Origin of the sequence: Geothermobacter ehrlichii (genome assembly GCF_008124615.1) — a bacterium.
In the GTDB taxonomy this organism is placed as follows: Bacteria; Desulfobacterota; Desulfuromonadia; order Desulfuromonadales; family Geothermobacteraceae; genus Geothermobacter; species Geothermobacter ehrlichii.
Map to the genome: position 1 here is coordinate 457,466 of NZ_VNIB01000001.1, position 15,186 is coordinate 472,651.

Sequence of the window (15,186 nt, forward strand, 5' to 3'; positions counted from 1 at the left end):
CCTGGTTTTGACAAGGGGCGAGGCATGTACCTGCAGCATTTCGGATTCGAAAGAAAACCGTTCAACATCACTCCCAATCCCGATTTCATCTTTTTGAGTGGCACCCACAAGGAAGCCTTCGCCCATCTGCTCTACGGCATCCAGAATCATTGCGGTTTCATCGAAATCACCGGCGAGGTCGGCACGGGCAAGACTACGGTTCTGCGTACCCTGCTCAACCAGCTTGCCGACGATCGCTACCGGCTGGCGCTGATCTTCAATCCGAGCCTGTCGGCGATCGAGTTGATGCGCAACATCGTCCGCGAGTTCGGCATTGCCGGTGCCGGTGACAGCCTCGATGATTTGCAGCAGGGGCTGAACCGTTTTCTTCTCGAAGAAAACCGGGTCGGCCGTACCGTCGTGCTGATCATCGACGAGGCCCAGAATCTCGCTCCCGAGGTGCTGGAGCAGATCCGCCTGCTGTCCAACCTCGAGACCGAAACCGACAAGCTGATCCAGATCGTGCTTGTCGGTCAGCCCGAACTCGCCAGCATGCTCGATCGCGAAGAGCTGCGCCAGTTGCGGCAGCGGATCACCGTGCGCTACCGTCTCGAACCGATGGTGCCGGAAGACGTCGTGCGCTACATCGAGCATCGCATCGCCGTCGCCGGCGGCCGCGCCCGCGGGCTTTTCGACAAAGGCGCCCTGAAATGCATCGTCGAACGAACCGGCGGCAATCCACGCCTGATCAACGTTCTGTGCGACCGGGCGCTGCTTGCCGCTTATGCTGACGATGCCGGCATCGTTGAACGCCGTCATGTCCGCCAGGTCCTGGTCGAGCTGGGACGGGAAGGAGCCGAACGGGGACTGGGGCGACGCCGTCGTCTGTGGTGGAGTGTCGGATTCGTTCTGGTGCTCGGCGGGTTTCTGCTCGCCCTGGCGCTGTTGTCGGACACGCTCAACCGCTTCGGCGACACCGAAGATCCGCAGGCAGGGCGCTGGTCGCTCTCTCAGGGGGGGGCGCTGCCGGAGAAGGGCCCTTCCGGCGCCACTGCGGTCGCCGCCGCTCGGCAAACGCCGGCTGTCGGTGAGCTCTACGCCCGCGTCGACGGGATACGCCGCCAGCTCGCCACCGTCAGTTCCGGTCGCAGCCCGGCCCCGGGAATCGTCAGGCTGGCGTCCCTCTGGGGGGTCGCCTTGGAGACTGGCGATGAAACGCCTTTGCCGGAGCTGATGGCGGCCTGTCGCCGGAGGGGCCTCACCCTGACCCGTTTCGACGGTTCGCTGGACGATCTGCTTAAGTTCGATCTCCCCGTTCTGCTCGAGCTGACCCTGCCGGGCGAAGCGGAGCCGCGTTATCTGGTCCTTCTTTCCCGCCGTGGCGACAGCTTCCGGGTTTTTCCCGAGCAGGTCGGTCAGGGGAGGCTTACGAAAGATGAACTCGCCGGTCTCTGGTCGGGCCGGGCCTATCTGCTGTGGAAGAATCACGAGGAGATACCCTTTGTCGGCAGTCGTGGCCAGCGCGGGGCGGCCGTCACCCGGCTGCAGCGGCTGCTGGCCAGGGGCGGTTACGCCCGCGGGCTGTCCAGCGGTGTCTACGACGAACCGACCATTGAGGCGGTCACCCGGTTTCAGGCCGAGGCCGGCCTGGTCCAGGACGGGCGGGTCGGCCCGCAGAGCCTGATTCTGCTCTACCGGCGTTGCGGCTATCCCGAAGCCCGTCTGGGCGAAACTCCCGAAAAGGGACAGGATGCGTCATGAGTTCGATCCTGAAGGCTTTAAGAAAACTCGAAGAGGAGAAGGTCCGTTCAGGCGAGAACAGGGTCGATATCGCCGCCGATATTTTGCGCGGTGAAGGACGGAGCAAAGGCTCCGGCAGCCGGCCGGCCATCTGGACGACGGTGCTGCTGGCGGTTCTTGTTCTGCTGGCCGGCGGCATCTATTACCTGGGAGCAAAAAAAGGACCGCAATTTGTCGTGCAGCCGCCAGCCGGCGAGGCGGTGCCGGGGCAATCCGCCGGCAAAGCCGTCACCGCCGTGCCACGGCCACCGCTGGGCGAGACGCCCGGCCCGGAGCCATCGACCTCTTCCGCGCTCTCTGCCAGCGGGGGCGGCCGCCAGGCAAGCGGCCTGGCGGCCGGTAAGCCGCAGGCGAGCCGGCCAGTGAAGACCGAAGCGGATGCCGTTCCCCTGACCGTTTCGGGCATCGTCTACCAGGACGCCCCGGAAAACCGCATGGCGATCATCAATGATCTGCCGGTCATGACCGGGTCGGTCGTCGAAGGTTACCGGGTCGAAAAGATCCTGCGTGACCGGGTGATCTTCAGCGATGGCGAACGGAGGCTGAGCGTATCCCTGACCGAGCCGGAGTAGGGCGGAGTGGTTCGTACACTTGCCGATCTGCCGGTCGAGGGCTTGCGGACTCGGGGACTCGCCAGCCGCGACAGTTTTTGGGTAGCCTGCTAGGGCAGCAGGTCGCCGAGACTGATCGAACCCTGTCGGCGGATGGGGACGGGCAGATGGACGATGCCGGGGCCGCTGAGGTCGAGGGTGCCTTCCAGCAGATAGTCGACCGTGTCTGCCCGTTTCAATCCTCTGAGCAGCTTCAGCAGGTCGAGGTAGGAGGCGACGAGATCGATATCGAGATAGCCTCTGCCGTTGGCCTCAATTCGGACCGGGTTGTCGGTCCGGCCGCGCGAGACCTCGACGCCGTTCAGCGCCAGGCGGTAGTCGGCGCCCCTGATGTCGAGGGCATAGGGGTTCGGATTGTGCAATTCCAGCCGGGCGGTCAGCCGGGCATGGCTCAGGTTGGCATCGGTCAGCTGCAGCGCCGCCAGGCTGACCTGGGGCGGTTTCGGATGCAGGGCGGCACAGCCGCCCGCCAGTAGCAGGACGAAGACGACGGGCAGCAGATGGCATCTGGGCAGAAATGTCATATTCTGTCTCCTGGCCGGGTTGGAATGAGGGCGGAGGCGACGGTTTTTGTTCGCCACCATCTTTAATCCACATCATATCATTTGACCGGCCTGCTGGCTGTGGAGGGATTATATGGTTGAATCGGTGGCAGTCAAATACAGAGGGATCTTCCGTCTGCTCGCACTGGGCTGGATGGTGACGATTCTGGTGCTTGCTCTCAACGATGCGCCGGCGTCGGTTGCCTTTTTTCCCGGACAGGACAAGCTGTCGCACGCGCTCGCCTTTGGACTGCTGACCTGCCTCTGGACATTTGCCATCTCCTTTTCCTCCCTGCGGCGGCGTCTCTACCTGGCGGGTCTGGCCAGCCTCTCCTACGGCGCCCTCGTCGAAGTCGCCCAGTTTCTCCTCACCACGACTCGTCAGGCGGAATGGGGCGACCTGCTGGCGGATCTGGCCGGTGTCCTGGCGGCGGCCGGGATGCTGCTGGTTTTGAAGCGCCAGCCAGAAGACGAAAGGAGCGGCGGATGACGACGGCCGGCGAAGCGCTGGATGCCGCGGCGGCGGGCGCCCTGGTCCTGACCGTCAACCGCCGGCTGGCCGGCTGGCTGACGGCCGAGTTCGACCGGCGGATGCAGCAGCAGGGACGTTCTCTCTGGCCGCGTCCGGCCATCCTCCCCCTGAAGGCCTGGATCGCCGGCTGCATCGGGACTCTCGGCCTCGAGGGCCGGGTGCTGAGCGAACGACAGGTGTTGCGCCTGTGGGAAGAGGTCATCGAGGAAGACCTGTCCGCCCATGCCGGACTGTCGCTCTTGCGTATCGCCGCCAGCGCCCGGCAGGCAGCCGAGGCGCAGCGGCTTCTTCTGAGCCACGAAGTACGAAACTGGGATAGCCAGGCCAGCGAAGAGTGCAGGGTTTTCGCCCGCTGGCTGAGCCGGTGGGAGCAGAAAGCCGGCGAACGGGGATGGCTTTCACTGCATCATCTGCCGGCTTTGCTGATCGAGGCCCTGCACCGGGGGCGGATCGAGCCGCCATCACGTCTCTATCTGGCCGGTTTCGACAGCCTCGAGCCGGTCTACGAGCGGCTGATGGACGTGCTGCGCCGGGCCGGCTGCGACGTTGAGGTCGAGCCGCCGCCCGAACAGGTTCCGCAAGGGGGCTATCGCCTCTGCCGGGCGGCCGACCCGGACGACGAAGTCCGCCAGTGCGCCCGCTGGGTGCGTTTCTGCCTGGAGCGGCAGCCCGACAGTCGCATCGGCATCGTCGTGCCGCGGCTGGACGAATACCGGGGCCGACTGCAGAACGCCCTTCTGGCCGAGCTGGATGCAGCCGGCTGCCTGCAGCCGGACCGGATGGCGCCGGTCAATTTTTCTCTCGGCCTGCCCCTCGATCGGGAAGGACCGGTGCGGGCGGCGCTCACTCTCGTCGGGCTGGGCGGTCAGGTCGAACTGGCCGATATCAGCTGGCTGCTGCGCTCCCCTTTCGTCAGGGGAGGGGATGAAGAACGCCAGGAGCGGGCCCGCCTCGACCTGGTCCTGCGGGAAAGAGAGCAGCGGGTGGTCAGCCTTGCCAGGCTGCGGCGCCAGGCGGCCCGGCAGGGCCGCGTCCCCGCCTTTGTCGATCTGCTCGACCATCTGCTCGGCTGGAACCGGCAGGGAGGACGGCATCTGCCCGGAAGCTGGGCCGAGCGGATGGCCAACCTGCTCGAGGCCGTCGGCTGGCCGGGAGACGGCAAGCTCGACAGCCGCAGCTGGCAGGCGGTCGACCGCTTCATGGAACTGCTGACCGAACTGGCGTCCCTCGATCCTGTCGCCACGCCCATGGGACGGCAGGAGGCGGTCTCCCTGGTCGCCAGGCTGGCCCGGGAGACCGAATTCCAGACCGACCGGAGCGATTTCAGTGTTCAGGTCCTCGGCCTGCTCGAATCGGCGGGACAGCATTTCGATCATTTGTGGATCATGGGGCTTCATGACGGCGCCTTGCCCGTTTCGCCTTCCCCCAACCCCTTTCTGCCCCTGGCGCTGCAGCGGCAGTACGGTATGCCGCACGCCGATGCCGAACGCGAACTCGCCTTTGCCCGAAACAGCTGGCGCCGGCTGCTGCATGCCGCCGGCGACATTGTGGTCAGCTGGCCGGCCATGATCGACGGTGCCGAATACCGGCCGAGTCCGCTGATCGACACCTCGGCGGACGTGCTCGATCTCGCAACGCCGTGCGCCGGTCCCGTCACCGCCATCGCCGGCAGCCGCCGGCTGGTCGCGGTCGACGACGGCTTCGGACCGCCGCTGCCGCCCGGCAGGATCTTCAGCGGCGGCACCGGCATTCTCCGGGACCAGGCACTCTGCCCGTTTCGCGCCTTTCTCCATTACCGGCTCCTGGCCGAGGCCCTGCCCGAGGCGGAGAGCGGACTCGACGGCATGAGCCGGGGAACCCTTGTGCACAACCTGCTGCAGGAAATCTGGCGGCAGCTGCAGGACCTGGACGGGCTGCGCCGGCTGAGCGAAAGCGGGCTCGAGAATCTGCTCGCCACTGCCGCCGAGCAGGCTGTTGGCGCGTTCGAAAATCGTGAGAAGCGCGATCTTCCACCACGGCAGCGGATGCTCGAAATCGCGCGCTTGAGGCGGCTGGGCCGCACCTGGCTGGCGCTGGAAAGAGAACGCGAGGCGTTTTCGGTCGAGGCCATCGAAAAGGATGAAAAGGTGCGGATCGGCGGCCTGCTGCTGCGCACCAGGGTGGACCGCATCGACCGGCTGGCGGATGGCCGGCGGCTGGTCATCGACTACAAGACCGGGCAGCCGGACCACAGACAGTGGTTCGATGACAGAGTCACCGAGCCACAGCTGCCGCTCTACTGTCTGCAGATTCCGGCGCACGAGGTGGCCGGGGCCGTTTTCGCCCGCGTACACTGCCGGTCGTCCGATTGCCGCTTCTACGGCGTCGTTCATCCCGACAGCCCGTGGCAGGGCAACCTGCAGCGGCAGCAGGAGAAGCTTTTCGCCGAAAAGGGCTGGGACGACTGGCTGCAGCTTGTCGAGCACTGGCGCCGGGCGCTTGCCGAGGTGGCGGACGAGTTCGTCGCCGGCCGGGCCCTGGTCGATCCCACGGATAGCGAAAAGGCCTGCCGTTACTGCGACGGCCTGCCGGTCTGCCGGCTTCTCGAACGGCAACAGAACCAACAGGACAGCGAGGCGGAAGCATGACCGATGCACAGATGCTGCCGAGCGTACGGCCGCCCGATGCCGGCGAGCGGGAGGCGGCACTCGATCCGACCCGTTCCTTCATCGTGCAGGCCCCGGCCGGTTCCGGCAAGACCGAGCTGCTTTCGCAGCGGCTGCTCAGGCTGCTGGCGGTTGTCGACCAGCCGGAGGAGATTCTGGCCATCACCTTCACCCGCAAGGCGGCCGAGGAGATGAAGGGCAGGGTGCTTCTCGCCCTCGGCGAAGCGGCGTCCGGTGTCGACACACCCGGCGAGGAACACCGGCGCCGGACCATGGAGCTCGCCCGGGCAGCGCTGGCCCGCGACCGCGAAGGCGGCTGGAATCTGCTCGACAATCCCTCCCGGCTGCGCCTGACGACCATCGACAGCTTCTGCGCCTTCCTGACCCGGCGGATGCCCTGGCTCAGCCGTTTCGGCGGCCAGCCGCAGGTCACCGATTTTCCCGACGATCTCTACCGCGAAGCAGTCGACCGGCTTCTGGCGCGACTCGACGGGCAGGGACCGGAAGCCGATGCCGTCGCCTGCCTGCTCGATCATCTCGACAACCGGCTGGGGCTGATCCGCGACATGCTGGTCGACATGTTGGCCCGCCGCGACCAGTGGTTGCGCACGGTCCTTGGCAAGCGGCACGAGCAGGCGCGTCAGCAGCTCGAGACCAACCTGCGGGCGTGCTGCCTGGGGCTGCTGCGGCGGCTGGAGCAGGCCCTGGCCCCCTGGCGGGACGAACTGCTCGATCTGGCCCGTTACGCCGCCGGCAATCTGGCAGGGCAGGACGATTCACCCCTGGCCGGGCTGCCAGACCGCCTGGAGGACGCAGGAACGGTGGAGGCGCGATTCGCCCTCTGGGACCGACTGCTGAAGCTGCTGCTGACGGCGCAGGGGCAGGTGCGCAAGAGCGTCGACCGCCGTCTCGGTTTTCCCGCCGGCCGTGAGGGGGCCGAGGCGAAAGGGCGGATGCAGGCCCTGCTTGCCTCCCTGGCGGTGAACGACGAGGCGCAGGCGGCCATGCTGGCCTACCGTGACCGCCCGGAGTCCCGGTATCCGGACGCCGGATGGATCATGCTCGATGCCCTGGTCGAGCTGTTGCCGCTGGCGGTCGTCGAGCTGCTCGAGGTCTTTCGCCTCACCGGCCAGGTCGATTTTGTCGAGATCGCCGGTGCCGCCCTGCGCGCCCTCGGCGACGAAGAGCATCCGGAGGAGCTGCTGCTGCAGCTCGACAGCCGGATCCGGCACATCCTGGTGGACGAATTTCAGGATACCTCCATCATCCAGTTCGAACTTCTGCGCCGACTGACCGCCGGCTGGAGCGGCAGCGACGGCCGCACCCTCTTTCTGGTCGGCGACCCGATGCAGTCGATCTATCGCTTCCGCCAGGCCGAGGTTTCCCTCTTTCTGCAGGTCTGCCAGCGCGGGTTCGGCATGATCCGGCCGCAGCTGCTGCAGCTGAGCGCCAATTTCCGCTCACAGCAGGGGATCGTCGACTGGGTGAACGACACCTTCTCCCTGGCCTTTCCTGCCCGTGAGGACAGCCTGCGCTGCGCCATCCCCTATCGCCGGGCCGTCGCCAGCCGGCCGGATGACGGGGGCGAGGCGGTCAGCCTCGAAGTCCAGACGGAGAGCGACGGACGACGGGAGGCGGAGCGGATCGTCGAGCTGGTCAGAGCCTACCGGACCTCACGGCCCGAATGGACCGTTGCCGTTCTGGCCAGGGCCCGGTCGCATCTGAGCGAGATCGTGGCGCTGCTCAAAAGCGAAGGGATCCGCTTTCAGGGGCAGGACCTGGACAGTCTGGCGGAGCGGCAGTCGATTCTCGACCTGCGGTCGCTGACAAGGGCCCTGCTGCATCCCGCAGACCGGATCAGCTGGCTGGCGCTGCTGCGCGCTCCCTGGTGCGGCCTGACCCTGAACGACCTCGAAGCGGTCATCGCCGGCGACAGAACGCGAAGCGTCTGGGAGCTGCTCGACGAGGGCGGACACCAGCGGGAGCTGTTCTCCCGGCTGTCGGAGGAAGGGCATCGTCGCTGGCAAAGGATCAGGCCGTCCCTTGAGCGGGCGCTCGAACTGCGGGGCCGGGTGCCGTTGCGAAGGCTGATCGAGGCGACCTGGCTGGCTCTCGGCGGCCCGGCCTGCGTGCCGGCGACGGAGCTGCCGGACACCGAACGTTTTTTCGAGCTGCTGGACGAATTCGACCATGGCGGCGATCTGCGTGATTTCGATCGCTTCGACCGGCGGCTCGGGCAGCTGTTCGCCTCCCCGGACCCCGGCGCCGACGGCCGGTTGCAGCTGATGACCATCCACAAGGCCAAGGGACTGGAGTTCGACGTCGTCATCCTGCCCGGACTCGGCCGCACCACCCAGTCCAGCGCCAGGCCGCTGCTGAACTGGCTCGATCACCCCGACTTCGGGTTGCTGCTCGCCTCCGTCAGGCGGGCCGACGATCCCGACCCCGATCGTACCTATGAGGCCATTCAGCGCATTCAGCAGGACCGGGACCGCGAAGAGATCACCCGCCTGGCCTATGTCGCCGCCACCCGGGCGAAAAGACGGCTGCATCTGTTCGGACAGGTCCGCGAGGACGGGAAGGGCGAGTTGCGCCCCGCCGCCGGTTCCTTTCTGGAGCGGATCTGGCCCGCCGTCGCCGGCCAGGCCAGGGTGATGGAAACGACAGGGACGCCGGTGACAGAGGAGCCGGCCGGCAACCTTCTCTGGCGGCTGCCGGCCGACTGGCGGCTGCCGCAACTGGCGCCGGCGCTCGACACCCGCGTCGCGACCGGCCAGCTTCCCTCCGACAGTGGCGATAACGAACCGGTCGGCGTGCTGAAAATCAGCCTGCGGGCCATGGAGTGGCGGATTGTCGGCAACCTGGTGCATCAGCTGCTCGAGCGTCTGCCGGACCGCCGGCCGTCACGGAAGGAGCTGGCCGCCATGGTTCCCCGCTGGGAGGAGCTCCTGGTGCAGGGTGGTATCCCCTGGCACCGGCGCCGGGACGCCGCCGTCAGGGTGCTGAGGGCCATGGAGAACGTCTGCCACGGCCGCCACTGGTCGCGCCTGTTCGGCGACGTCTCCGAGGTGCAGGTCGAGCTGGCGTTGCACGGCATGGTCGACGGCCGGCTGCAGCACGCGGCGGTCGATCGTTCCTTCGTTGACTCCGACGGCTGTCGCTGGGTCGTCGACTTCAAGACCAGCGAGCCGGACAGGGGCGAATCCCTGGACGACTTTCTCGCCCGCGAAGCCGACAGGTACCGGCGGCAGCTCGCCCTTTACCTGGCGCTGATTCGTCTCTATGATGAGCGGCGAAGAGCCAGGGCGGCTCTCTATTTTCCGATGATCGATCATCTGCTGGAACTCGACCATGTCTGACCGACGGCTTCGCGAACTCGGCTGGTATCCGGAACTGGAGCCCATGCTCGCCGAAGGGCGCAAGCGGGGACTGCAGGCTGCCCGGGTGATGGCGGCCAGCCGGACCTTCAGCACCCTGCTGGCCGGCGACGGCCGGCAGCTCAAGTCCCGCATCCCCGGACGGCTGCATCATCTCGCCCGCCGGGGCGGCCTGCTGCCGGTCGTCGGCGACTGGGTTCTCCACCGGCCGGGACGCCCGGGCCGGGAAGGGGTGGTCGATGCTGTTCTGCCGCGCAAATCGGCGATCGTCCGCCAGGCTCCCGGCCGGGCCGTCCCCCAGGTCATCTGCGCCAATGTCGATACCGTGCTGATCGTCACCGGCCTCGACCAGGACTACAACCCGCGGCGCATCGAGCGCTACCTGGCCCTGGTCGGTGGCAGCGGGGCCGAGGCGGTGGTCGTGCTCAACAAGATGGAGCTGTGCCGCGATCTCGAGCGCTGTCTGAACGAGGTGAGGAATCTGGGTTGTCCGGCCGTTTTGCCGGTCAGCGCCCTGCGGGGCGAAGGGCTCGACGCACTCGCCCCCTGGTTGCGCAAGGGGATGACCCTGGCCATGCTCGGGTCCTCGGGGGCCGGCAAATCGACCCTGGCCAACCGGCTGCTCGGCGAGGAGCGGCAGGTGGTCGGCCGGCTCAGCGAGCGGGACGGCAAGGGACAGCACACCACGACCCAACGCGAAATGCTCGTTCTGCCCGGTGGCGCCCTGCTGATCGACAATCCCGGCATGCGCGAGATCCAGCTGCTGCAGGAAACGACCACGCTGGAAGAGGCTTTCCCCGATATCGTCGAACTCGGTCGGGCGTGCCGCTTCACCGACTGTCGCCACCACCGCGAGCCCGACTGCCAGGTGAAGGAGGCCGTGGCCTCCGGTCGGCTCGACGAGGTCCGCTACCAGAATTTCCTCAAGCTGCAACAGGAACTCGAATCCCGCGAAAAGATTCGTTGACCGGCGGCCGAAAAATCCCGCCCCATCGCAAAACGGCTGAAGAAAGCGCCCGCATCTGTCGAAAAGAAGGAAAGATTCCCTTTTGTCGCTGCGGAGGTGAGGATGCGGCTTTCCGACATGGTCATGCTGGTGCTGCTGCTGCCGATGACCGCCTGCGCGCCGTCGCTCGATACCGGCCGGATGCCGGACTTGCGTCAGGCGGGTCATCTGCTCGTGGCGGGAACGACCGACCGTGACCGGGTCGTCGACCTGTTCGGCTGGCCCGAGCGGATGACACGGACCGATCCGGCTCTCTGGCGGTACGAGATCGACCGGCGGGGCGTACCGGCGGGCACCGTCGAAATCTGGAGCTACTTTCGGCTCGAAACCACGGGTGACGCCGCCCTCGATCCGCGTCCCGTTCGGACCTCCTGGCGGGTGCTGCGCGTCTATTTCGATGCCGACGGCACTGTTTTGGGGTGGGAGGCGACCGGAAGCGGCGGCGTCATGCCGGCGGTCGACGGCAACCGGTCCGACCTCTCTCGTCCGTTTCGTTTCCAGGTGCTTTCACTGCCGCCATAGATTCCTGCGCTTTCGCCGGAATATGGTAATCTCGCTTCATGGGACCGCGTACCGACCGCAGACCGACCTGGCTCTCCTTCGTCCTGCTCACGCTGCTGCTCGCGGCCGGCATCTTCGCCGGCGCCATTGCCGATCGGCTTCCCCTTCCCGAACTCCTGTCCTGGCTGCTGCCCGTTGGCCTGCTGTCGCTGGCTCTGGGTCTCTTTCTGCGCCGGTTCAGCAGCTGGTACCTCTTTCTCGCCCTGCCGATGGCCGCCGTTCTCGCCTGGTCGGTCGAGGTCCGGATCTGGCCGAACGGCTTCTTCCACCGGCGAACCGCATCCGTCGACATCGCCGGCGATCTGCGCCCGACACCCTTGAAACTGCCTGAGGGGACAGATGACAACACCCTGAAAAACAGGCGCCTTTTTGCCCCGGAGCATGCAGAGATCGGTCTGTTCGCCCATGGCCTTGCTGCTCCCCGCATGCTCGCCTTCGATTCGCGGGGGGTGCTCTTCGTCAGTCTTCCCGGCCAGGGGAGGGTGCTGGCGCTTCCTGATCGCGACCGGGACGGGTTCGCCGACGAGACCGTCGAATTCGCCGCCGGCCTCGACCGTCCCCACGGACTGGCGTTCGCCGGCGGGGCGCTGCTGGTCGCCGAAAGCGGCCGGCTGCTGCGGCTTCAGGACAGGGACGGCGACCTGCGGGCCGACGCGGTACGTGTGATCTCCGACGATCTGCCGTCGGGCGGAGGGCATTGGACGCGAAGCCTTGCCGTCGGTCCGGACGACGCCCTCTACGTATCGGTCGGCTCGGACTGCAACGCCTGTCTCGAGGAGGACCCGCGACGGGGAACCATCCTGCGTTTTTCTCCCGACGGCGGAGAGGGACGGATCCATGCCTGGGGACTGCGCAACAGTGTCGGGCTGACTTTCCAGCCCGGTACCGACCGGCTCTGGGCCAGCGACAACGGCCGGGACATGCTGGGGGACGATCTGCCGCCGGACGAAATCAATCTCGTTGTCGAAGGTGGCGATTACGGCTGGCCCTTCTGTTACGGCAACCGGGTCCCCGATCCCGGACTCGGTACGGACGTCCGCTGCGCCGATACCCGTCCGGCCGCCGTCGAGCTGCAGGCGCATTCGGCGCCGCTCGGTCTGGTCTTCGGCGCCGGGCTGGCGGCCGAGTCTTCCTGGCGAGACGATCTGTTCGTCGCCTTTCACGGTTCGTGGAACCGGCGGCAGCCGACCGGCTACAAGGTCGTGCGCATTCCGTTCCGGCAGGGGAGGCCGGCAGGTCCCCCCGAGGACGTTCTTGCCGGCTGGCGCGACGGCAAGGGTGTCTGGGGACGGCCGGTCGGACTGGCGGTCGGTCCCGATGGCGCTCTCTATCTCAGTGACGACCGTGCGGGGTGCGTCTACCGGATCGTTTTCAAGCCTGACGCGGGGAGGAGAGAATGAACAGAACCCTTTTGCGGCTGCTGTCGGTCGCTGTCCTGGCGCTGCTGCTGTCGGCTTCGCCGGTCAGTTCGGCCGAGGAGGTCAGGGTCTTTGCGCTGCAACACCGCGCCGCCGCCGAGCTTCTGCCCGCCCTGAGAGAGCTGGCGGGAGACAAGGTGAAACTGGCCGCCACGAACGGCCGGATCGTCGCCCGCGGCGAAGCGGCCGAACTCGATCTCGTCGACCGGGCGCTGCGCGGCCTCGATGTCGTGCCCGTGCAGTGGCGGATCAGGGTCCGCCAGTCGCGCCGGAGCATCGGTGAAACCTTCGATGCCACCGGCCGAATCGGCTACCGCCTTGGCACTACGGACAACGCGCGCGAGCAGTCGCTTCAGGTTGCCGACGGCGAGAGCGGCCTGATTCGCATCGGTCGCGACGAGCCGTTCATCAGGCAGTTGCTGGCGCTGGCGGGTGAGGTCGAGGGTTTCGGCACGACGATCGACTACCGCCGGCTGACGACCGGTTTTCTGGTGACGCCCCGCCAGAGCGGCGACCAGGTGGCTCTCGAGCTGGTGCCGCGCATGGAGGATGCCCGGGGCGAGGGCCGGCACAAAACGGTCGTGTTTCAGGAACTGGCCACCCGGGTGGTGGTTCCGGTCGGCCGGTGGGTCAACATCGGCCGTTCCGTGGTCACCGGCAGTCGCGTCTCCGGCGTTCCGCTGAGCTTCCGCGCCGGCACGGCGGAGGCGACACGGGAGTTCTGGGTGCTGGTGGAAAAGCTTCCGTGAGCATCCCCTGTCTTTCCTGTTGACAGCCCACAGTGGATTTGATATCAATACCGCACTTTTCAGGCGGCCCGTCGGGTCGCGACGGCCCCGTCGCCAAGTGGTAAGGCAGAGGTCTGCAAAACCTCCATCACCAGTTCGAATCTGGTCGGGGCCTCCACCTCAGCAACAGGCCAGCCCCTTGTCGGGCTGGCTTTTTTCATTTGCCGCAGCATCCAATGAACCTGCTCTCGCCGGACATCGTTCTGCTCTTCATCCTTCTTGGCTCCCTGGCGGGTTTCCTTGCCGGCCTGCTCGGTATCGGCGGCGGCATCATTTTCGTTCCGCTCTTTCTGCATGTCTTTCCGCTGGTCGGCATCGATCCCGCGGTCATGGTGCACATGGCCTTCGGCACCAGCCTGGGCATCATCCTGCCGACCGCCGTCAGCAGCACGCTCGGGCATCGCAAACGGGGCAACGTCGACTGGTCGCAGGTCTACGGACTGGCGCTGGGCGGCATTGCCGGCGCCGCCCTCGGGTCGACGCTTGCCGCCTTTATGCGAGGCGACAGCCTGCAGTTTCTCTTTGCCCTGATGCAGACCGTCGTCGCCTTGCGCATGATTCGCTCGCGCCGCTATCTGCCTCCCGAGCGGGACAAGCCGGCGCCTTTCTGGCAGCTGGTGCTGGTGGGCATCGCCGGCGGCGCCTTTTCGGCCTTCTTCGGCGTCGGCGGCGGGGTGATCGCCGTGCCGCTGATGGTCATCGTCCTGCAGCTGCCCATCCAGCTGGCGGTCGGCAACTCCAGCGCCCTGATCGTGGTCTCTTCCCTGGCGGGTGCCGCCAGCTACGTCTTTCATGGCTGGAACAGTCCGCTGCTGCCGCCGCTGTCGGCCGGCTATATCAACCTGCTGGTCCTTGGACTGGTGGCTCCGTTCTCCATGCTGTCGGCCCGGATCGGGGTCCGTGTTGCCGGCCATCTGCCCCATGATAAACTGGTCAAGGTCTTTGCCGTTCTACTGATTCTGGTCGGCGTCAAGATCGGCCTGCAGGCGCTAAATTGACACTCTGCCGAAGGGTAAAGGGGAAAGGGAAAACAGGCAGGGCGGTATGTACCCACGGAGGAGGTTGTGATGCCGAGGAAACCCGCAGTCAGCGGCCAGTTCTATCCGTCAGACGGAAAAACGCTCGTACGGCAGCTTGACGCCTTTCTCGGTCAAGTCGACGGGCAGGAGGAGGCGGTCGGTGTCGTATCACCCCACGCCGGCTATCTCTATTCGGGAGCCATCGCCGGGGCCGTCTTCGCCCGGGTGACCGTTCCGGATGAGGTGGTCGTCCTGGGACCAAATCACCACGGTTTAGGCTATCCCGGCGCGGTCTACAGCCGGGGCACCTGGGAGACGCCCCTGGGTCCGGTCGCTGTCGCCGAGGATCTGGCCGACGCCGTGCTGGCGTCCTGTCCCATGCTCGCCGCCGACACGCTGGCCCACCGCAGCGAACATTCCCTCGAAGTCCAGCTCCCCTTCATTCAGCGACGCAATCCCGCCGCCCGCATCCTGCCCATCTGCCTGGCCCACTGGCCCCTGGCGGAGCTGGTCGATCTCGGCCGTCGTCTCGGCCAGTCGCTGGCATCGAGACAGCCGCGACCGCTGATTGTCGCCAGCAGCGACATGACGCACTACGAGCCGGGAGAGATCGCCCGCGAAAAGGACCGGCTCGCCATCGAACGCATTCTGGCCCTCGATGCGGAAGGCCTCTATCGGGTGGTGCGCGAACACCGCATCACCATGTGCGGCGTGATGCCGACGGTCGTGCTGCTGGCCGCCGCCGGGGAGCTGGGAGCGACCCGGGCGGAGCTGGTGCGTTACGGCAATTCGGGCGAGGTGACCGGCGATCAGTCCGAGGTCGTCGGCTATGCCGGCATCGTCGTTCGCTGACCCCTTGCCAGCGACCCGCAGGTGCAGTATAAAGGCGCGGTTCGGCCGCGCCACCA

General features: G+C 66.7%; 12 protein-coding genes and 1 tRNA gene. 12 read left to right on the plus strand and 1 reads right to left on the minus strand.

Translation table 11 applies throughout. The features are described from left to right. Window positions 1–24: 24 nt before the first annotated feature. Together EDC39_RS02265 and EDC39_RS02270 are read left to right on the plus strand one after the other, a co-directional pair. On the plus strand, window positions 25–1,740 hold the full coding sequence (locus EDC39_RS02265; RefSeq protein WP_148894480.1) for an AAA family ATPase: 1,716 nt from the start codon (window positions 25–27) through the stop codon (window positions 1,738–1,740). Next, complete coding sequence (locus EDC39_RS02270) at window positions 1,737–2,351, plus strand: general secretion pathway protein GspB (protein ID WP_148894481.1); 615 nt, start codon at window positions 1,737–1,739, stop codon at window positions 2,349–2,351. The genes EDC39_RS02265 and EDC39_RS02270 overlap by 4 nt, the downstream gene beginning before the upstream one ends. Window positions 2,352–2,440: 89 nt before the next feature. Here EDC39_RS02270 and EDC39_RS02275 read toward each other — a convergent pair whose 3' ends face one another. Further along, entirely contained in the window at window positions 2,441–2,914 is a 474-nt protein-coding gene (locus EDC39_RS02275; protein WP_187426601.1) for an LEA type 2 family protein, read from the minus strand. Window positions 2,915–3,026: 112 nt separating this feature from the next. Between EDC39_RS02275 and EDC39_RS02280 the strand changes: the two genes are divergently transcribed. The 10 genes from EDC39_RS02280 to amrB all read left to right on the plus strand — a co-directional run bounded on the left by EDC39_RS02280 (window position 3,027) and on the right by amrB (window position 15,130). Beyond that, a complete protein-coding gene (locus EDC39_RS02280) occupies window positions 3,027–3,422 on the plus strand; it encodes a VanZ family protein (protein WP_148894483.1) in 396 nt (131 codons plus the stop codon). Further along, a complete protein-coding gene (locus EDC39_RS02285; RefSeq protein ID WP_187426602.1) occupies window positions 3,419–6,091 on the plus strand; it encodes a PD-(D/E)XK nuclease family protein in 2,673 nt (890 codons plus the stop codon). The genes EDC39_RS02280 and EDC39_RS02285 overlap by 4 nt, the downstream gene beginning before the upstream one ends. After that, entirely contained in the window at window positions 6,088–9,468 is a 3,381-nt protein-coding gene (locus EDC39_RS02290) for a UvrD-helicase domain-containing protein (RefSeq protein ID WP_148894485.1), read from the plus strand. Before EDC39_RS02285 ends, EDC39_RS02290 begins: the two co-directional genes overlap by 4 nt. Further along, the gene (gene rsgA, locus EDC39_RS02295; RefSeq protein ID WP_148894486.1) at window positions 9,461–10,453 is read left to right on the plus strand and encodes a ribosome small subunit-dependent GTPase A; all 993 of its coding nucleotides are present in this window, start codon (window positions 9,461–9,463) and stop codon (window positions 10,451–10,453) included. Before EDC39_RS02290 ends, rsgA begins: the two co-directional genes overlap by 8 nt. 102 nt (window positions 10,454–10,555) lie before the next feature. Further along, window positions 10,556–11,014, plus strand: a complete 459-nt coding sequence (locus tag EDC39_RS02300; RefSeq protein ID WP_148894487.1) for a hypothetical protein — start codon at window positions 10,556–10,558, stop codon at window positions 11,012–11,014. A gap of 38 nt (window positions 11,015–11,052) precedes the next feature. Next, window positions 11,053–12,453, plus strand: coding sequence for a PQQ-dependent sugar dehydrogenase (locus EDC39_RS02305; protein WP_148894488.1), 1,401 nt, complete (start codon window positions 11,053–11,055; stop codon window positions 12,451–12,453). Further along, on the plus strand, window positions 12,450–13,220 hold the full coding sequence (locus EDC39_RS02310; protein ID WP_148894489.1) for a hypothetical protein: 771 nt from the start codon (window positions 12,450–12,452) through the stop codon (window positions 13,218–13,220). Before EDC39_RS02305 ends, EDC39_RS02310 begins: the two co-directional genes overlap by 4 nt. Window positions 13,221–13,303: 83 nt before the next feature. Further along, window positions 13,304–13,377, plus strand: a tRNA-Cys gene (locus EDC39_RS02315). Between the two features lie 58 nt (window positions 13,378–13,435). Further along, on the plus strand, window positions 13,436–14,257 hold the full coding sequence (locus tag EDC39_RS02320) for a sulfite exporter TauE/SafE family protein (RefSeq protein WP_148894490.1): 822 nt from the start codon (window positions 13,436–13,438) through the stop codon (window positions 14,255–14,257). Window positions 14,258–14,326: 69 nt separating this feature from the next. Then, window positions 14,327–15,130: an AmmeMemoRadiSam system protein B gene (amrB, locus tag EDC39_RS02325; RefSeq protein WP_148894491.1), complete on the plus strand. Its 804-nt coding sequence runs from the start codon at window positions 14,327–14,329 to the stop codon at window positions 15,128–15,130. The last annotated feature ends 56 nt before the right edge of the window (window positions 15,131–15,186 follow it).